The organism is Saccharomonospora piscinae (assembly GCF_005862235.1).
Taxonomy (GTDB): domain Bacteria; phylum Actinomycetota; class Actinomycetes; order Mycobacteriales; family Pseudonocardiaceae; genus Saccharomonospora; species Saccharomonospora piscinae.
On sequence record NZ_VCEK01000002.1, the window covers coordinates 1,091,777 to 1,107,821 of the forward strand.

22 protein-coding genes are annotated in these 16,045 nt (G+C 68.0%); 14 read left to right on the forward strand and 8 right to left on the reverse strand.

Annotated elements, in window-relative coordinates:
* Positions 1-3: 3 nt before the first annotated feature.
* The gene (locus FFT09_RS10985; protein WP_138382554.1) at positions 4-756 is read right to left on the reverse strand and encodes an MBL fold metallo-hydrolase; all 753 of its coding nucleotides are present in this window, start codon (positions 754-756) and stop codon (positions 4-6) included.
* A gap of 53 nt (positions 757-809) precedes the next feature.
* On the opposite strand from FFT09_RS10985, the gene FFT09_RS10990 reads away from it, so the two are divergent.
* The 5 genes from FFT09_RS10990 to FFT09_RS11005 all read left to right on the forward strand — a co-directional run bounded on the left by FFT09_RS10990 (position 810) and on the right by FFT09_RS11005 (position 3,227).
* Positions 810-1,610, forward strand: a complete 801-nt coding sequence (locus FFT09_RS10990; RefSeq protein WP_138382555.1) for an exodeoxyribonuclease III — start codon at positions 810-812, stop codon at positions 1,608-1,610.
* A 7-nt stretch (positions 1,611-1,617) separates the two neighbouring features.
* Positions 1,618-1,884, forward strand: a complete 267-nt coding sequence (locus tag FFT09_RS10995; RefSeq protein ID WP_138382556.1) for a nucleotidyltransferase family protein — start codon at positions 1,618-1,620, stop codon at positions 1,882-1,884.
* 76 nt (positions 1,885-1,960) lie between these two features.
* Positions 1,961-2,098 (forward strand): hypothetical protein, encoded by a 138-nt coding sequence (locus FFT09_RS22900; RefSeq protein WP_167305358.1) that lies wholly within the window; start codon positions 1,961-1,963, stop codon positions 2,096-2,098.
* Between the two features lie 95 nt (positions 2,099-2,193).
* On the forward strand, positions 2,194-2,670 hold the full coding sequence (locus tag FFT09_RS11000) for a hypothetical protein (protein WP_081193419.1): 477 nt from the start codon (positions 2,194-2,196) through the stop codon (positions 2,668-2,670).
* Positions 2,670-3,227 carry a DUF3558 family protein gene (locus FFT09_RS11005; protein WP_138382557.1) on the forward strand — a complete coding sequence of 186 codons (558 nt, stop codon included), beginning with the start codon at positions 2,670-2,672 and terminating at the stop codon, positions 3,225-3,227. The genes FFT09_RS11000 and FFT09_RS11005 overlap by 1 nt, the downstream gene beginning before the upstream one ends.
* Before the next feature lie 11 nt (positions 3,228-3,238).
* Here FFT09_RS11005 and FFT09_RS11010 read toward each other — a convergent pair whose 3' ends face one another.
* Positions 3,239-3,484: a hypothetical protein gene (locus tag FFT09_RS11010; RefSeq protein WP_081193423.1), complete on the reverse strand. Its 246-nt coding sequence runs from the start codon at positions 3,482-3,484 to the stop codon at positions 3,239-3,241.
* A gap of 222 nt (positions 3,485-3,706) precedes the next feature.
* On the opposite strand from FFT09_RS11010, the gene FFT09_RS11015 reads away from it, so the two are divergent.
* Both FFT09_RS11015 and FFT09_RS11020 read left to right on the forward strand, forming a co-directional pair.
* The gene (locus FFT09_RS11015) at positions 3,707-4,180 is read left to right on the forward strand and encodes a hypothetical protein (protein WP_244231301.1); all 474 of its coding nucleotides are present in this window, start codon (positions 3,707-3,709) and stop codon (positions 4,178-4,180) included.
* 21 nt (positions 4,181-4,201) lie between these two features.
* Positions 4,202-4,756, forward strand: coding sequence for a DUF3558 domain-containing protein (locus FFT09_RS11020; RefSeq protein WP_279631018.1), 555 nt, complete (start codon positions 4,202-4,204; stop codon positions 4,754-4,756).
* An 11-nt stretch (positions 4,757-4,767) separates the two neighbouring features.
* Here the strand turns inward: FFT09_RS11020 and FFT09_RS11025 are convergent, their stop codons facing one another.
* Positions 4,768-5,073 carry a hypothetical protein gene (locus FFT09_RS11025; protein ID WP_244231303.1) on the reverse strand — a complete coding sequence of 102 codons (306 nt, stop codon included), beginning with the start codon at positions 5,071-5,073 and terminating at the stop codon, positions 4,768-4,770.
* A gap of 47 nt (positions 5,074-5,120) precedes the next feature.
* On the opposite strand from FFT09_RS11025, the gene FFT09_RS23435 reads away from it, so the two are divergent.
* The 5 genes from FFT09_RS23435 (at position 5,121) to FFT09_RS11050 (ending at position 10,341) form a co-directional block, all read left to right on the forward strand.
* On the forward strand, positions 5,121-5,252 hold the full coding sequence (locus tag FFT09_RS23435) for a hypothetical protein (protein WP_279631017.1): 132 nt from the start codon (positions 5,121-5,123) through the stop codon (positions 5,250-5,252).
* Between the two features lie 705 nt (positions 5,253-5,957).
* Positions 5,958-6,293: a hypothetical protein gene (locus tag FFT09_RS11035; RefSeq protein WP_138382559.1), complete on the forward strand. Its 336-nt coding sequence runs from the start codon at positions 5,958-5,960 to the stop codon at positions 6,291-6,293.
* Positions 6,294-6,478: 185 nt separating this feature from the next.
* Positions 6,479-7,921: an alpha-amylase gene (locus FFT09_RS11040; protein WP_138382560.1), complete on the forward strand. Its 1,443-nt coding sequence runs from the start codon at positions 6,479-6,481 to the stop codon at positions 7,919-7,921.
* Positions 7,922-8,110: 189 nt separating this feature from the next.
* Complete coding sequence (yhjD, locus tag FFT09_RS11045) at positions 8,111-9,079, forward strand: inner membrane protein YhjD (protein ID WP_081193583.1); 969 nt, start codon at positions 8,111-8,113, stop codon at positions 9,077-9,079.
* Positions 9,080-9,096: 17 nt separating this feature from the next.
* Positions 9,097-10,341 carry an MFS transporter gene (locus FFT09_RS11050; RefSeq protein WP_138382561.1) on the forward strand — a complete coding sequence of 415 codons (1,245 nt, stop codon included), beginning with the start codon at positions 9,097-9,099 and terminating at the stop codon, positions 10,339-10,341.
* Position 10,342: 1 nt separating this feature from the next.
* Here the strand turns inward: FFT09_RS11050 and FFT09_RS11055 are convergent, their stop codons facing one another.
* The gene (locus FFT09_RS11055; protein ID WP_425273053.1) at positions 10,343-11,587 is read right to left on the reverse strand and encodes a D-alanyl-D-alanine carboxypeptidase family protein; all 1,245 of its coding nucleotides are present in this window, start codon (positions 11,585-11,587) and stop codon (positions 10,343-10,345) included.
* Between the two features lie 42 nt (positions 11,588-11,629).
* Between FFT09_RS11055 and FFT09_RS11060 the strand changes: the two genes are divergently transcribed.
* On the forward strand, positions 11,630-11,890 hold the full coding sequence (locus tag FFT09_RS11060; RefSeq protein WP_024877897.1) for an SCO4848 family membrane protein: 261 nt from the start codon (positions 11,630-11,632) through the stop codon (positions 11,888-11,890).
* Positions 11,887-12,321, forward strand: a complete 435-nt coding sequence (locus tag FFT09_RS11065; RefSeq protein ID WP_138382562.1) for a hypothetical protein — start codon at positions 11,887-11,889, stop codon at positions 12,319-12,321. The genes FFT09_RS11060 and FFT09_RS11065 overlap by 4 nt, the downstream gene beginning before the upstream one ends.
* A 102-nt stretch (positions 12,322-12,423) precedes the next feature.
* Here the strand turns inward: FFT09_RS11065 and FFT09_RS11070 are convergent, their stop codons facing one another.
* Genes FFT09_RS11070 through sdhC form a run of 4 tightly spaced genes read right to left on the reverse strand, consistent with a single transcriptional unit; the run spans position 12,424 to position 15,885 of the window.
* Positions 12,424-13,203, reverse strand: a complete 780-nt coding sequence (locus FFT09_RS11070; RefSeq protein ID WP_138382563.1) for a succinate dehydrogenase iron-sulfur subunit — start codon at positions 13,201-13,203, stop codon at positions 12,424-12,426.
* Between the two features lies 1 nt (position 13,204).
* Positions 13,205-14,992, reverse strand: coding sequence for a succinate dehydrogenase flavoprotein subunit (gene sdhA, locus FFT09_RS11075; RefSeq protein ID WP_081193439.1), 1,788 nt, complete (start codon positions 14,990-14,992; stop codon positions 13,205-13,207).
* Between the two features lie 27 nt (positions 14,993-15,019).
* Positions 15,020-15,439 (reverse strand): succinate dehydrogenase hydrophobic membrane anchor subunit, encoded by a 420-nt coding sequence (locus FFT09_RS11080; protein WP_024877901.1) that lies wholly within the window; start codon positions 15,437-15,439, stop codon positions 15,020-15,022.
* Entirely contained in the window at positions 15,439-15,885 is a 447-nt protein-coding gene (gene sdhC / locus FFT09_RS11085) for a succinate dehydrogenase, cytochrome b556 subunit (protein WP_024877902.1), read from the reverse strand. The genes FFT09_RS11080 and sdhC overlap by 1 nt, the downstream gene beginning before the upstream one ends.
* Positions 15,886-16,045 lie beyond the last annotated feature (160 nt).

Below are 16,045 nucleotides of genomic sequence, written 5' to 3' on the forward strand. Positions count from 1 at the left end.
CTGTCAAACGGTCAGCACAAGACCCTCGTGGGCGGCCAGCACCGGTCCGCCGAACACCGCGCGGGCCCGTCGTACCGCGTCGGCGCGGTCGGCGCCGGGCCAGAAGTGGGTGAGCAGCAAGCGGCTGGCGCCCGCCGCTCGGGCCGCCCCGGCGGCCTGTTCTGCCGTCAGCAGCCGTGCCGGCGGGGCCTCGGGGTCGGTGAGCGTGGCCTCCGCGACGAACAGGTCGGCGCCCGCGCCCAGCTCGGTCAGCACGTCGCTGGGCCCGGTGTCGCCGGTGTAGGCGACGGTCGCGCTCGGGCCGTGCAGACGCACCCCCACGGCGGGCACGTGGTGCGGCACCGGGACCGCGAGCGCGTCGATCCGGTCGGCGATGCGCTCGCCGATGCGCCAGGTCGCCCGCCCGTCGAGTGGGCACACGTCGAACACCGCACTCGGGTCGATCGTCGGTTCGGCCGCGGTCAGCACGTCCAGCACCCCGGGCGGGCAGTACAGCGGCACCCGTGGTTCACCCGCCGCCCGGTAGTGCCGCACCCGCGCCAGCGCGCTGAGATCCGCGCAGTGGTCCGGGTGTTCGTGCGTGATCACCACCGCGTCGACCGCCCCGTCGGGGCAGTGCTCCAGCAACCTGCTCACCGTGCCGTAGCCGAGGTCGAGCACGATGCGCGTCCCGCCGTCGCGGAACAGGAAGCCACTGCAGGCCCGGCCGGCTTCCGGCCACGCACCACTGCTGCCCAGCACCGTGAGCTCGCCCATGCCCGCAGTGTGGCAGGGCTGTGTGCGGAACGTTCGAAGGTAACCTGCGCGGGGTGTTCACCGTGTCCACCGTCAACGTCAACGGCCTGCGCGCCGCCGCGAAGAAGGGCTTCACCGAGTGGCTCGCGGCGACCGGTGCCGACGTCGTGGCCTGCCAGGAGGTGCGCGCCGACCTCACCGCCCTGCCCGGCGCGCTGCGCGAGCCCCCGGGCTGGCACACCGCGCACGCGGTGAGCGCCACCCCCGGCCGCAACGGCGTGTCCCTGCACAGCCGCGCCGAACCCGACGCCGTGTCGGTGGGCATCGGAGCCGCCGAGTTCGAGGCCAGCGGCCGCTACGTGGAGATGTGGCTGCCGGACGTGGTGGTGGGCAGCCTCTACCTGCCCAGCGGCGACGTCGGCACCCCGAGGCAGGACGAGAAGGAACGGTTCATGGCCGCGTTCGGCTCGTACCTGGCGACCCTGTGCGACAAGGCGGCCTCCGAAGGCAAGGAGGTCGTGGTCATGGGGGACTGGAACATCGCCCACACCGAGGCCGACCTGAAGAACTGGCGCGGCAACCGCCGCAACTCCGGCTTCCTGCCCGAGGAACGCGCCTGGCTGGGCGAGGTGTTCGACGACCTCGGCTACGTGGACGTGCAGCGCAACCTGGACCCGGACGGCCCCGGCCCGTACACGTGGTGGTCCTACCGGGGCAAGGCGTTCGACAACGACTCCGGCTGGCGCATCGACCTCGTCGTGGCGACACCGGGCCTGGCGCGGAGGTGCACGTCGGTGACGGTGGAACGCGCGGCGAGCTACGCGCAGCGCTGGTCCGACCACGCCCCGGTGACGGCGGTGTTCGAGGGGGCGTGAAGGTGGGCTGTGCCGCGGGCTTCCGGTGCGCCGGCTCGACGTGTTCGGCTCGGCGGTCGGAGACTCGTTCGACACGGAGACCAGTGATGTCGACGTGCTCGTCGAGTTCGAGGCGGGTGCCGAATTCGACTATTTCGACGCGTACTTCGAGCTGCGCGAAGGGCTGGAACGAATCCTCGGCCGCCCGGTCGATTTGGTGAGTGCCACCCCCCCTCCCAACCCGTACGTCAAGCAGCGGGTGCTGGCGACGCGGGAGCTCCTGTATGCGGCGTGAGTTCTCGCCGAGCTGGTGGCGTTTCTGACTGAAGCGGGCGGACCGGTTGGCGCGGAAGCTGCTGCAGGGTCTATGGGTGGTGTGTCCCGGCGATACGGGAAAGGAAGCGCCGCAGCGGGATGGGATCCGCGTGGAGGCGTTGACGGAGTCGGAGCGGGCGGTGCTGGACAAGGGCTACCTGCATGATCTGCGGGAGCACGCGCAGGCGAGCTGAGGCATGGGGTTCGGTCATCTCACTTCGGGCTGGTGGTGGGGTCGGTACCCTCCGAAGTCGAACGGTTCCGCGACGACGGCTTGTGGGGGTAAGTGATGGCCGATCCCATGGAGGTGGCTGGGAGCGCTGGTGCGCTGGCACCGGGTGGGGCGATCGTGAGCGCGGCGTCGGCTTTAAACAGGTCGATGGGCGTTGAGTCGATGGCTCAGATGAGCCAGGCAGCGGACGGGCTGGTCGCCTCGGCGAAGTCGGGGGGCTTCACCGTGACGAAGGAAGCCGCCGACCCGATCATCAAGACGCTGGAGGAGTTCATAGAAAAAATTGAAACGCTAAAGTTCGACATGAAGGTATTTGATCAGGCGCCTCAGCTTGGAGAGCATGACTACGGGAAGAAGATGGCGCAACATCTTCATGAGGCGGCAAATGACGACAAGTCTGCTCGCTTTGCGCTTGGTTCGCTACAGGATGTGCTGAGGCAAAGCCGAGAAGCGCTCCTGCGGGCTTCGGATCAATATCAAGAGCAAGAAGAATCGACGCGGGATGTGTTTCGGAAGCTGGGCGGAGGAGGCTAATGATCGCCAAGTATGGTCGAATTCTAACGGGAATATCTGCCGTAACGCTGCTGTCGCTAGGGGTATCTGGCTGTTCGAGTGAGAAACAGGGAGTCGCGGAGCCAGGGCCGTCCCCCAGTGTTTCATCCAGTGAGAAAACGATACCATCATCGGTGGTCCCGGTCAGCGCTTCGATCGATCCATGTGAATTGATTTCTGCCGCAGATTTAGCTGATATCGGAAAGTTTGAATCGGAGTACAGGGAGGGCGGTGCGGCTCGCTCCTGCTATTGGGGGCACAGTTTTGAGAATGGTGGAGATGGCTTTGGCTTCGGTGTAAGTGTACGAGATGCGCAAACTATTGAGTCGGTGAATGATAATGGCGGAGGGCTTCAATCTGCCGACATAAATCAGCGTCCAGCGGTCTCAACGGAAGATCCGAACTCGGGCGACTGCACTTTCGCGATGAAGATCGATGATCTTTCCCGGGTCGATGTGACTGTCACTGGGGAAGACGGATGCGAGATCGCTGAGGTAATCGCGGGTCTGGTCGAGCCTCGTCTGCCTGATATCCCGTGAGGCTCGTACCGTTAACATGACGTTAGTTCGTCGCCCTCTCCGCCGTAGCCAGGCAGGTCGTAGGTCTGGGCTACGGCGGTTTCGATGGCTTGGCAATTCATGCCGCCGTGTTCGGCGATGGTGAAGCCGAGTTCGAGGAGGCGGAAGGCGATGGCGCGGAGGGCTGGGTCGGCGTCGGTGTGGCCGTTGTCCTGGCGGTGGTAGAGCGCTTCTGTTTCGGTGTCGATGGCTCGCGTGATGCGTAGGAGTGTGGCCAAAGGGGCATGGTGCGGGGTTTGCCGTGCTGAGCTGGTTCCCGGCGTAGGGCTGTGATGCGGTGCTGTAAGCGGTGGTGCTGGGAGGTGCTCCTTGCGTGGGCTGCGGGAGCATGCACAGGCGAGCTGAGGCGCGGGGTTCAATTATCTCGCTTCGGGCTGGTGGTGGGGTCGGTATCCTCCGAAGTCGAACGGTTCCGCGACGACGGCTTGTGGGGGTAAGTGATGGCCGATCCCATGGAGGTAGCTGCTAGCGCTGGTGCGCTGGGGCCGGGTGGGGCGATTGTGACGGCGGCGTCGGCTTTGAACAAGTCGATGGGCGTCGAGGCGATGGCGAAGGTGACCAACTCGGCGAATGAGCTGGTCGCGTCGGCGAAGTCCGGCGGATTCACGGTCACGAAGGAAGCGGCTGACCCGATCATCAAAACGCTCGATGAGTTCATCGACCGGGTGGGAGCGCTGAAGTCTGACTTGAGTGTATTCGACCAAGCCCCTCCGCTTGGTGATCATGCCTACGGAAAGATGATCTCTCGGCACATGTATCAGGCAGCAAATGATGACCAGTCCGCTCGTGCTGCTGTGAATTCGCTTCAGGTGGTTCTGGAAAAGAGCAAAGAAGCGCTGTTAAGGGCATCGAGTCAGTATGAAGAGCAGGAGCAGTCGGCGCGTGATGTGCTCGAAGGAATGGGTGATTCATAACCTATGGTATCGAAAACGGGTATGCGGTCACTAGCGGCCGTTGCGGCGCTGCTGTCGCTGGTGGTCTCGGGGTGTGCTGCCAAAAAGCAAGGATATGTGGAGCCAGAGACGTCGCCAAGTAGTTCATTGGACGAAACGCATACGAGCTCTTCAAATCCATCAAGTTCGATTGGCTCTTCGATCGATCCCTGCGAACTGCTTTCCGCAGAAGATCTGGCTGAGGTTGGGGATTTCAAGCCTACGTATAAAGAGCAGGGTGGGGCTCGCGCCTGCCATTGGCAGAATAGTGTTAAGGACGGCGGGGATGGGTTTGTATTTGCTGTCAGCGTGAGGGATTCGCAAAGTATAGAAACCGTGAATGACGAAGGTGGAGGAATCCGCGAAGATGAGGTCAACGAGCGTCCGTCGGTAGTGACAGGAGACCCGAAGTTCGATGACTGTGCGATCGTGATGAAGCTTGACGACATGTCGCGTGTCGATGTAACTGTCCCTGGGGATCCAGGGTCGGACAACTCATGTGAGGTAGCCAAGGTAATCGCGGGTATGGTCGAGCCTCGTCTGCCCGATATCCCGTGAGGCTCGTACCGTTAACATGACGTTAGTTCGTCGCCCTCTCCGCCGTAGCCAGGCAGGTCGTAGGTCTGGGCTACGGCGGTTTCGATGGCTTGGCAGTTCATGCCGCCGTGTTCGGCGATGGTGAAGCCGAGTTCGAGGAGGCGGAAGGCGATGGCGCGGAGGGCTGGGTCGGCGTCGGTGTGGCCGTCGTCCTGGCGGTGGTAGAGCGCTTCGGTTTCGGTGTCGATGGCTCGCGTGATGCGCAGGAGTGTGGCCGGGAGGTCGCGGTGCGGTGCCCGCATCGTCGTGACGTCGGCGGCGCCGGTCGTGGTGTTCATGGCTGGTTCCCTTCCCTGCGGGCTGGTTACGGCACGGGTTGTGTGGAGTGCTCCAGCATGTGGCGGGCGAGGTCGGCCACGGCCTCTCCCGTGGCTCGCACGGCGCGCGGGTCGTCGGTGGCGGCGTCGGCGAGATGGGCGAGCTCGCCGATGACCTGCTGGACACGTTGCTGAAGTGAGTCGCCTCCAGGCAGGGCAGTGCTCTTCGCGGAGATGTGCGAGCGCACGGACGGCAACGGCGTCGATCCCGGCCGCCCGCGCATGCAGGTCCGCTGCGAGGGCTGCGAGCCGGTCGGCCAGCGCACACAGCCCCTCGGCGGGTAGTTCCCCGCCGTCTTGCCGATGCATCAGCTCGACCGCCACCGCGCCGAGATGACGGTTGAACCGGCCCAGTCTGGTCAGTAACTCCCGGTCCGTTTCGATCACATTGACTCCCCTCAAGTCGTGCGCGTAGACGGTGCCGCGATCCTGTTCGCCCCAGCCGCTCGATCACGGGTGGACGCTAAACGGACGGAACCTCGTCGCGCTGCTCGATCGACACGCTTGGCACCGATGCGACGGATGCGACGGTCTGGGGCCGCGTCCTTCGTGAAGGCCAGATAGGCGTCAACGAGCATTGTGAGGACGCTATTGGGACCAAGAGGGCGGTCCCTCGCAGCTACGTATCGCTACGTCTCGATGCGAGTCGACCGGGGGAACGCGGACTGGATCGAAGTGCGCGTGAGACCGGCACCCCCCCCGTCCGAGGGGTGGTGTCGGAAGCGTTAGTCTCACCCGCGCCCGTGGGCACCGGGGTTGACACGCTCGGTAATGTCCAGGGGCGCGACATTCACACGTAGTGGTGAATGGCTGCGTCGATCAGTCGAGAAGCAGGAGGCACTCCGGTGCGCAACGCAGGCAAGGCGTCGAGTGGTCCGGCCCAGCGCGCTCTGCGCGGGTCGGCGGTGTCCGGCGCCGTGGCCGTGGCCGCGCTGCTGACGAGTGCGGGCACCGCGTCGGCGGATGACTCGACGCTGTCGGTGGCAGTTCAAGCTGAGCCCAACGCGATGACGTTCGGGTTGCTTGGCCCGGTAGGCCTCGTGGCCGTGGCGCTCGGGGTGCTCGGCATGGTGGCCGGCGTGGTTCGCCAGCGTCGCAACTCGCGCCCTGAGGCGGCAGTCCCCGCGGGCGATGCCGGTACGGAGTCCGAGGCTCCGGTGCCCGCTTACGCGGCCGACTGACGATCCTTTCTGCCCGCCGCTGCGGGTGATCTTTGCAAGAATCTCCACGGTTTTCCCAGGTCGAACCAACCGCGCCCGACGACTTTCGCAAGTTTCTGCAAGTTTCTTGACAGTCGTGTCGCGCGTCCGCTCTCATGGCTGAGCCGCCGGTGGCCGTCACATCAGCCGAGCACGGAGGTTCGACGATGTTCCAACGTGTTGCCAGTGCGGTCGCGCTCGCGGCCGCTTTCCTGACCGTTCCCGCCACCGCGCCACCCGTGGCCGACGCGGCCCCGCCCGGGGACCGCGACGTGATCGCCACCCTGTTCCAGTGGAACTGGGACAGCGTCGCGACGGCCTGCCGCGACCAGCTCGGACCCGACGGCTACGGTGCCGTCCAGGTCTCGCCGCCGTCCGAGCACGTCGTCCTCGGCGATCAAGGGCACCCGTGGTGGCAGGACTACCAGCCGGTGTCCTACTCGCTCGACCGGACGCGCCGGGGTACCCGCGCCGAGTTCGCCGCCATGGTCCAGACCTGTCACGACGCCGGTGTGCAGGTCTACACCGACGTGGTCGTCAACCACATGACCGGGCAGGAGAGCTGCGGCACCGGCAGCGCGGGATCCGGCTACTGTCACTACGAGTACGGCGCGGCGGGCTACGGCTACGACGACTTCCACCACTGCGGCCGCAACGGCAACGACGACATCGTCAACTACGGCGACCGCTACGAGGTGCAGAACTGCGAGCTCGTCAACCTCGCCGACCTGGCCACGGAGTCCGACTACGTCCGGGACCGCATCGGGGCGTACCTGAACGACCTGCTCTCGCTGGGAGTGGACGGGTTCCGAATCGACGCGGCCAAGCACATGCCGGCGTCGGACGTCGGCGCGATCCTCGACCGGCTCGCCGGGCCCGCCTACATCTACCAGGAGACGCTGTACGGCGCGGGTGAGCCGGTCACGCCGGACGAGTATCTCGGCAACGGCGACGTCTACGACCAGCGCTACGCCCGCGATATCGCGCGGATCTTCGACTCCGAGCGGCTGTCGTACCTGCGGGAGTTCGGCACGGCCGTGCCGTCCGAGCAGGTCGTGGTGTTCATCGACAACCACGACAGCCAGCGCGGGGGCGAGACACTGAGCTACCACGACGGCGCGCGGTACTCGCTGGCCAACGCCTTCATGCTGGCCTGGCCGGTGGGCACACCGAAGATCATGAGCAGCTACACCTACAGCGACTACGATGCCGGCCCGCCCTCCGATGGCGCGGGCAACACCACCGACGCCGACTGCGCCTCGGCGGCCTGGCAGTGCGAGCACGACTGGCAGCCGATCCGCAACATGGTCGGGTTCCACAACGAGGTGGGCGACGAGCCGGTGGTGCACTGGTGGGACAACGGCAACGACACCATCGCCTTCGGCCGCGGTGACAACGGCTACGTCGTCATCAACGACGAGTCGGGGCCGGTGACGGGGCGCTCGTTCCAGACCGAACTGCCGCAGGGCACCTACTGCGACGTGCTGCACGGCGACGTCGAGGGGGGTACCTGCACCGGACCGACGTACACCGTCGACGCGGGCGGCTGGTTCCGCGCCGACATCGGTGCGCACGACGGCGTGGCGCTGCACACCGGCGCCCGGGGCTGACCCGTCGAACGCCGTGTCCGCAGCCTGGGTAGCCGTGTCCGCACCGCACGGTGCGAACTCGGCTACCTAATCTGCGGACACGGCTACGTCGTCTGCGGACACGGCGTTCGCGTTGCGGGGGGCCCGTGGCGTCGTTAGCGTCGGCGCGTGAGTGATCAGCGGTCGGACGAGGACAAGCTGCTGCCCCGGATGCGCAGGAAGTATCCCTGGCTCGACCACGTCGTCAGAGCCAACGACGCCTTCACCGAGCGCTACGGCAACCACTACGCCGCCGCGATCACGTACTTCTCCGTGCTGTCGCTGTTCCCGTTGCTGATGGTGGGCTTCTCCATCGCCGGGTTCGTGCTGGCAGGCAACGACGCCGCGATGCAGCAACTGCGCGAAGGCATTGTCAGCTCCGCGCCGGACGGGCTCGGCGAGTTCCTCGCCAACATCGTCGACGCCGCACTCGATTCGCGGGCGGGCATCGGCGTGTTCGGGTTGCTGCTCGCGCTCTACTCCGGGCTCGGCTGGATGACCAACCTGCGCGACGCGCTGACCGCGCAGTGGGGCCAGGAGAAGAAGAAGCTGCCGTTCGTCTCGACCAAGATCAAGGACCTGCTGTCGCTGGTGGGCCTCGGTGCCGCGCTGGCGCTGTCGTTCGGCCTGACCGCCGTCGGCGGCGTCGTCGGCTCGTTCCTGCTGGAGCTGGTGGGCCTGGACGACGTCGGGTGGGCCCGGTTCCTGCTCCGGCTGGCGACGATCGTGCTGTCCCTGCTCGCGAACGTGCTCGTTTTCCTGTGGGTGTTGTCACAACTACCGCGCGAGAAGGTGGCGCCGCGCAGTGCGGTGCGGGGCGCGGTACTGGCGGCGCTGGGATTCGAGGTCCTCAAGCAGGTCGGGGGCATCTACCTGGCCAGTGTCATGAGTTCGCCCAGCACCGCGCTGTTCGGCCCGATCATCGGTCTGCTGGTGTTCGCGAACCTGGTGGCCCGGTTCCTGCTGTTCGTGACCGCGTGGACGGCCACGGCCCGCGAGAACGTCTCCGACACCGTGGCGCCACCGGCCCCGGCGGTGGTGCGGCCGACGGTGGAGCTGCGGCGCGGCGGAGGTACCGGATTCGCGGCGGGCGCGTTCGGTGTGGGCGCGTTACTGGGCTGGCTTTCGCGGCGGCGTTGACGTCGGTGTGTTGACCTATGCTCGCCTCGGACGGAGGGGTGAGTGTGAGGGCGACGACCACGACGCCGCGCGGAGCGGCGCTTCCCCGCGAGATCTGGATTCTCGTGGGTGCCAGTTTCCTCATCGCCATCGGGTACGGCATCATCGGGCCCGCGCTGCCGAGCTACGCGACGAGCTTCGACGTCGGCGTCACGGCGGCGTCGGTGGTGGTGAGCGCGTTCGCGTTCGTGCGGTTGCTGTTCGCGCCGATGAGCGGGCGCCTGGTGACCCGGTTCGGCGAGCGGCCCATCTACCTGTGGGGCGTGTCGATCGTGGCCGTGGGCACGCTGCTGTGCGCGGCGGCGACGGAGTACTGGCAGCTGCTGCTGTTCCGCTCGGCCAGCGGCATCGGCTCCACGATGTTCACGGTGTCGGCCATCGGCCTGCTGATCCGCATCTCGCCGCCGCACCTGCGGGGCCGTGCGTCGAGCCTGTGGGGGTCGAGCTTCCTGCTCGGCGGCATCGCGGGCCCCGTGGTGGGCAGCGCCCTGGTGTCGGTGTCGCTGCGCGCGCCGTTCCTGGTCTATGGGCTGGCGCTGGTGCTCACCACGCTGTTCGTGTGGTGGAAGCTGCGCGACTCGGAGCTGGTGGCCCGGCAGGCCGACGACGGCGAACCCGCGCTGACGTTCCCCCAGGCGTTGCGGCACCCGTCGTACCGCGCGGCGCTCGCCTCGAACCTGGCCAACGGCTGGGTGGTCTTCGGGGTGCGCATGTCGCTGTTGCCGCTGTTCGTGACGGCGGTGCTGGGGCGCGACGAGTCGTTCACGGGCATCGCGCTGGCCGTGTTCGCCGCCGTGAACGCGGTGGCCCTGCTCTGGGTGGGCAAGATCGCCGACACCCGGGGACGGAAACCGCCCGCGCTCGTGGGGCTGGCGCTGCTGGCGGCCGGCACCGCAGGGCTCGGGCTGACCAGCGATCCGTGGGTGTTCATCGGCGCGGTGGTGGTGGCCGGTCTTGGCGCGGGAGCGCTGAACCCCGCGCAGAACGCGGCCGTCGCCGACGTGCTGGGGTCCAAGGCCCGGGGCGGTTCGGTGCTGGCCGGGTTCCAGATGTCCGCCGATGTCGGCGCCGTGGTGGGGCCGCTGGTGGCGGGGGCCGTGGCCGAGCGGTTCTCGTACACGGCGGCGTTCGCGCTGACCGGCGCGGTGGCGGCGCTGGCGCTGGTGCTGTGGTTCGGCGCGCGGGAGACCCTGCCGAGCAGGTCCGAGCCCGACCCGGCGTGAGCTACTCGGGGCGGCGCAGCACGCCCTTGTGGTGGCCCACCAGCATTCCCGCGATCACGAGCAGGGTGACGACGAGCGTCACGATCCAGCCCGTGGTGCCGAACGGGTCGTCCGGTGTCGGCGCGCCGGCTCCGGCGACGTCGGTGTCCGCCTGCTCGTCTCCGACGGGAGAGGCCGTGGGCTCGGTGGTCACGGTGCCGACCGGCTCGCCACCCGAGGCCGCGAGGTCGAACCCGTAGTCGAGCAGGCGCTGTGCCTGTTCCGACACCATGACCGGCTGCGGTTCCGAGCGCAGCATGACCACCGCGACGCGCCTGCCGTCGCGCTCGGCGGCACCGGCGTAGGTGTGCCGCGCGTCGTCGGTGAACCCGGTCTTGCCGCCGAGGAAGCCGTCGTAGGACGACCACAGCCGGTTGTCGTTGTAGACCGGGAAGTCCGGCTCGCCCGGCCCGCCGGGGAAGCGGATCTCGCGGGTGCCCACGGCCTCGGCGTAGGCGGGCTGCCGCATGGCGTAGCTGAAGATGACGCTCATGTCGTAGGCGGAGGTCATCATGCCGGGGCCGTCGAGCCCCGACGGGGTGGCGGCACGGGTGTCCGCCGCGCCGAGCCACTCGGCGAGCGCGTTCATCTTGTCCACGGCCTGTTCCACGCCGCCCAGCGCGCCGGCGAGCGTGTGCGCCACGTCGTTGCCCGAGCGCATCAGCAGCGCGTGGACGAGTTGCTCGACCGTGTACTCGCCGCCCTCGACGATGCCCACGCAAGTGCATTCCTGATCGGCGTTCGCCTTGGTGGCCACCACGGTGTGATCGGCGGGCAGCTCCTCCAGCACGACCAGCGCGAGCAGCGTCTTGACCAGCGACGCGGGGCGGTAGCGGCCGTGGGGGTTCTTCGCCGCGAGCACGTCGCCGCTGTCGAGGTCCTGCACCAGCCAGGCCTGCGACGTGATGTCGGGCGGCGGGGCCGGGCTGCCCTCGGGCCGCACGAGGCCGCACTCGGCCATCCGCTCGCCGCCCGCGGGGGTCTCCGGCACGGACGGCGGGGCGGGGGAGGCCTCACCGGGCGGGGGTTCCTCCGACGTGTCCACCGGCGAGGGCGGCAGCGTCCGGTTGGCGCACTCGGCCTGCGACTGTGTTGCGTGTGGCGCCGCCGCCCGGGTCTGCGGCGCACCGGCCAGCGCGAGCGTACCCGCGAGCAGGGCCGTGACGAGGGTGGCGAACGCGGTTCGGGTCAGCGTGGTCCTGCGCACCCGTGCAGGCTAGCGGGCACGTCGAGGGGGATACTGCGGGACATGCGGATGTCTCGCCGGACGTCGCTGTTCCTCGCCGCCTTCGGAATCTGGTCCTGGATCATCTGGATCACGTTCGCCCGCAACCTGTGGAACAGCGACAACGCCTGGAACCCCGACGGCTCGCCGACGTCGTACTTCGTGGTCCACGCCGTCCTGGCGGTGACCTCGTTCGTGCTGGGCACGATCATCGGTGTGCTCGGCTGGCGAGGGTGGCGTGCCACACGGAACCACCGCGATGCCGAGCGGGTCACAGGGCAATGAGCGAGCCGAGTCACCTCCCACCGCCGCCGTTCCCGCCGGCGGCCCCGCCGACCCCCAAGCCCCGCCGCGGAGTGCCGCTGGCACTCGGGCTCGTCGCGGGTGTGCTCGTCGGCGCGGGTGGGGTCGGCCTGACCTGGTGGCTCACGACGCCGTCGGGCGGCGAGGGCGCCGATGCGGACGCGCGCGCCGCGTGCGAGATCGCCGACCGGACGAGCACGGTCGACGTGCGCGAGGACTCCGCCGCGAACCTGCACCGGTGGGGTGCCGCCGTGTCACTGGCCGCCGCCGCGGCGGAGCCGGGCGAGAAGTACGACAGCCTGTACGAGGCGCTGAACAAGCCGCTGCTCATCTTCCGCCAGCAGTACGACACCGACTCCCCGGAGTACGCGGAGGCGATGCAGGCGGCCCGCGAAGCCTGCGCGGCCCTGTGAGCGGGGTGCCGCGAAGGCCACCTTCCCTGCACCAGATGCAGCGAAGGCCACCTTCACCGCGCGACACGCAGCGAGGGTGGCCTTCGCGGCACCAACCCGGCGTCACACGCGCTTGAACAGCAGCGCGCGCTTGACCTCCTGGATCGCCTTGGTGATCTGGATGCCGCGCGGGCAGGCGTCGGTGCAGTTGAACGTCGTGCGGCAGCGCCACACGCCCTCGGCGTCGTTGAGGATGTCCAGCCGCTCCTCCGCGCCCTCGTCGCGCGAGTCGAAGATGAACCGGTGCGCGTTGACGATCGCGGCGGGGCCGAAGTACGAGCCGTCGGCCCAGTACACCGGGCACGACGACGTACACGCCGCGCACAGGATGCACTTGGTGGTGTCGTCGAAGCGCTCCCGGTCGGCCGGCGACTGGACGCGCTCGCGCGTGGGCTCGTTGCCGTAGGCGATGAGGTACGGCTTGACGGCCCGGTACGCCTCGAAGAAGGGCTCCATGTCGACATAGAGATCCTTCATCGTGGGCAGGCCCTTGATCGGTGCCACCGAGATGGTCGTCGGCTTGCCGCCCTTGGCCAGCAGGTCCCGGACCAGCACCTTGCACGCCAGCCGGTTGACGCCGTTGATCTGCATGGCGTCGGAGCCGCAGATGCCGTGCGCGCACGACCGCCGGAACGCCAGCGTGCCGTCCACGTAGTTCTTGACGTTGAACAGCAGGTTGAGCACCCGGTCGGTGGGCAGTGCGGGGACGTCGTAGGACTCCCAGTGCGGCTCGCTGTCGATTTCGGGGTTGAACCGCAGGATCTTCACCGTGACGGTGACCGAACCCTCCGGCGCGGGGATCTGCGAGGTGTCGTGGACGCCCTCGGAAACCGTGGCAGTCATATCAGTACTTCCGCTCCATCGGTTCGTACCGGGTGAAGGTCACCGGCTTGTAGTCCAGGCGGATGTCGGAGGTGAACCCGCTGAGGCCGAGCGGCGCGTCCGGGTCGGCCTGCTCCGGCAGCAACTTGTACGACATCGAGTGCCGCATGAAGTTGACGTCGTCGCGGTCCGGGTAGTCCTCGCGGGCGTGCCCGCCCCGGGACTCCTTGCGGGCCAGCGCGGCGTTGACCAGCAGCTCGGCGAGGTCGAGCAGGAACCCGAGCTCGATGGCCTCCAGCAGGTCGGTGTTGTACCGCCTGCCCTTGTCCATCACGGCGATGCGGCCGTAGCGCTGCTTGAGCGCCTGCACGTCGGTCAGCGCCTGCTTGAGCGTGTCCTCGGTGCGGTAGACGGCGGCGTTGGCGTCCATCGTGGCCTGCAGCTCCGTGCGGATGTCGGCGACCCGCTCCCCGCCGGTGGCGGTGCGCAGGTGGTCGACCATGCCCTCCACCATCGTGGCGGGGCCCTCGGGCAGCTCGACGTGCTCGTGCGCGTTGGCGTACTCGGCGGCGGCAAGGCCCGCCCTGCGGCCGAACACGTTGATGTCGAGCAGCGAGTTGGTGCCCAGCCGGTTCGCGCCGTGCACGGACACGCACGCCACCTCACCGGCCGCGTACAGGCCGGGGATGACGGAGTCGTTGTCCCGCAAAGCCTCGCCGTGCACGTTGGTGGGGATGCCGCCCATCGCGTAGTGCGCCGTCGGGTACACCGGCACGGGCTCCTTCACCGGGTCCACGCCCAGGTAGGTGCGCGCGAACTCGGTGATGTCGGGCAGCTTGGTCTCCAGCACCTCCGCGCCGAGGTGGGTGCAGTCGAGGAACACGTAGTCCTTGTTCGGCCCGGCGCCCCGGCCCTCCAGCACCTCCAGCACCATCGACCGGGCGACGATGTCGCGCGGCGCGAGGTCCTTGATCGTCGGGGCGTAGCGCTCCATGAACCGCTCGCCCGACTCGTTGCGCAGGATCGCGCCCTCGCCCCTGGCTCCCTCGGTGAGCAGGATGCCCAGGCCCGCGAGGCCGGTGGGGTGGAACTGGTAGAACTCCATGTCCTCCAGCGGCAGGCCCTTGCGCGCGTAGATGCCCATGCCGTCGCCGGTGAGGGTGTGCGCGTTGGACGTGGTCTTGAAGACCTTCCCGAAGCCGCCCGTGGCGAACACGATCGACTTCGCCTGGAAGACGTGGATCTCGCCGGTGGCCAGCTCGTAGGCGACCGCGCCGGAGGCCACGGGGCCGTCCGGGGTGTCGCTGAGCGTGATGTCGAGGACGTAGAACTCGTTGAAGAACTCGATGCCGTGCTTGACGCAGTTCTGGTACAGCGTCTGCAGGATCATGTGCCCGGTGCGGTCGGCCGCGTAGCACGAGCGGCGCACGGCCGCCTTGCCGTGGTCGCGCGTGTGGCCGCCGAACCGGCGCTGGTCGATCCTGCCCTCCGGGGTCCGGTTGAACGGCAGGCCCATCTTCTCCAGGTCGAGCACCGCGTCGATGGCCTCCTTGGCCATGATCTCGGCGGCGTCCTGGTCGGTGAGGTAGTCACCACCCTTGACCGTGTCGAAGGTGTGCCACTCCCAGTTGTCCTCCTCGACGTTGGCCAGCGCGGCGCACATGCCGCCCTGGGCCGCGCCGGTGTGGGACCGCGTCGGGTAGAGCTTGGTGAGCACCGCGGTGCGGGAACGCTGCCCGGCCTCGATCGCCGCGCGCATCCCCGCGCCGCCCGCCCCGACGATCACCACGTCGTACTTGTGGAACTGCATGTCCTCGTCGCTTTCCTGTGGTGGGGGTCAGTCGGCCGGGATGTTCGGATCGAAGGTGAAGACCACCAGCGTGCCGAGCACGATGATCACGACGGTGGCGACGTAGAGCAGCATCTTCAGCCAGAAGCGGGTGCTGTCCCTGCGGGCGTAGTCGTCGATGATCGTGCGGACGCCGTTGCCGCCGTGGAGCATCGCGAGCCACAGCATCGCCAGGTCCCAGAACTGCCAGAACGGCGAGGCCCACCGGCCCGCGACGAACGCGAAGTTGATCCGGTGTACGCCGCCGTCGAGGATGTTCATGATGAACAGGTGGCCGAGCACCAGCACCACGAGCAGCAGGCCCGACATGCGCATGAACAGCCAGCTGTACATCTCGAAGTTGCTGCGCCGGGCCGCGGGCCTGCGGGGGGAGCGCGGCTTGTCGAGGGAGAGCGCCGTCTCTGCCATCAGTTGCCGCCTCCGAACATCTCGCTCACGGTGCGTTCGAGCATGAAGTAGGTGCCGGGCACCATCACGAGGACCCACACCCCGATGAGCGACCACAGCATCACCCGCTGGTGCCGGGCGCCCTGGGACCAGAAGTCGACCAGGATGATCCTGATGCCGTTCAGTGCGTGGTAGAGGACCGCGCCGACGAGCCCGACCTCCATGAGGTTGACCAGCGGGGTCTTGTAGGTCTCGATGATCGCGTCGTAGGCGTTCGGGGAAACCCGGACCAGCGCGGTGTCGAGGACGTGGACGAACAGGAAGAAGAACGTGAGCACGCCGGTGATGCGGTGCAGCACCCAGGACCACATGCCCGGGTCGCCGCGGTAGAACGTACCGCTCCGACGTGAGGCGCCTGCCCGATCACTCGCAGCCGCCTCGGCGGCGCTGCTTGCGGTGGTGGACATCGGTGTACGGCCTCCAACGTCACTGATGGACTGTGCCCGGCGTACCAGCGGCTTCGCAGGCCCACAAGCCGTCGGGCGTGGATAGAAAGGATGCTAGACCTGCCTTGACAGGGGACTTTCACCTCGGGTTGGGCGCTGTGACGGACCAGACACGGATTTG

Bases quoted from the DNA above. Each gene is read 5' to 3' on its own strand.
- FFT09_RS11070 (WP_138382563.1), bottom strand. From the start codon at position 13,203: ATGACTGCCACGGTTTCCGAGGGCGTCCACGACACCTCGCAGATCCCC.
- FFT09_RS11050 (WP_138382561.1), top strand. From the start codon at position 9,097: ATGCTCGCCTCGGACGGAGGGGTGAGTGTGAGGGCGACGACCACGACG.
- FFT09_RS11020 (WP_279631018.1), top strand. From the start codon at position 4,202: ATGCGGTCACTAGCGGCCGTTGCGGCGCTGCTGTCGCTGGTGGTCTCG.
- FFT09_RS11005 (WP_138382557.1), top strand. From the start codon at position 2,670: ATGATCGCCAAGTATGGTCGAATTCTAACGGGAATATCTGCCGTAACG.
- FFT09_RS11040 (WP_138382560.1), top strand. From the start codon at position 6,479: ATGTTCCAACGTGTTGCCAGTGCGGTCGCGCTCGCGGCCGCTTTCCTG.
- FFT09_RS11060 (WP_024877897.1), top strand. From the start codon at position 11,630: ATGCGGATGTCTCGCCGGACGTCGCTGTTCCTCGCCGCCTTCGGAATC.
- FFT09_RS11000 (WP_081193419.1), top strand. From the start codon at position 2,194: ATGGCCGATCCCATGGAGGTGGCTGGGAGCGCTGGTGCGCTGGCACCG.
- yhjD (WP_081193583.1), top strand. From the start codon at position 8,111: ATGCGCAGGAAGTATCCCTGGCTCGACCACGTCGTCAGAGCCAACGAC.
- FFT09_RS10985 (WP_138382554.1), bottom strand. From the start codon at position 756: ATGGGCGAGCTCACGGTGCTGGGCAGCAGTGGTGCGTGGCCGGAAGCC.
- FFT09_RS11065 (WP_138382562.1), top strand. From the start codon at position 11,887: ATGAGCGAGCCGAGTCACCTCCCACCGCCGCCGTTCCCGCCGGCGGCC.
- FFT09_RS11080 (WP_024877901.1), bottom strand. From the start codon at position 15,439: ATGGCAGAGACGGCGCTCTCCCTCGACAAGCCGCGCTCCCCCCGCAGG.
- FFT09_RS11025 (WP_244231303.1), bottom strand. From the start codon at position 5,073: ATGAACACCACGACCGGCGCCGCCGACGTCACGACGATGCGGGCACCG.
- FFT09_RS11015 (WP_244231301.1), top strand. From the start codon at position 3,707: ATGGCCGATCCCATGGAGGTAGCTGCTAGCGCTGGTGCGCTGGGGCCG.
- sdhC (WP_024877902.1), bottom strand. From the start codon at position 15,885: ATGTCCACCACCGCAAGCAGCGCCGCCGAGGCGGCTGCGAGTGATCGG.
- sdhA (WP_081193439.1), bottom strand. From the start codon at position 14,992: ATGCAGTTCCACAAGTACGACGTGGTGATCGTCGGGGCGGGCGGCGCG.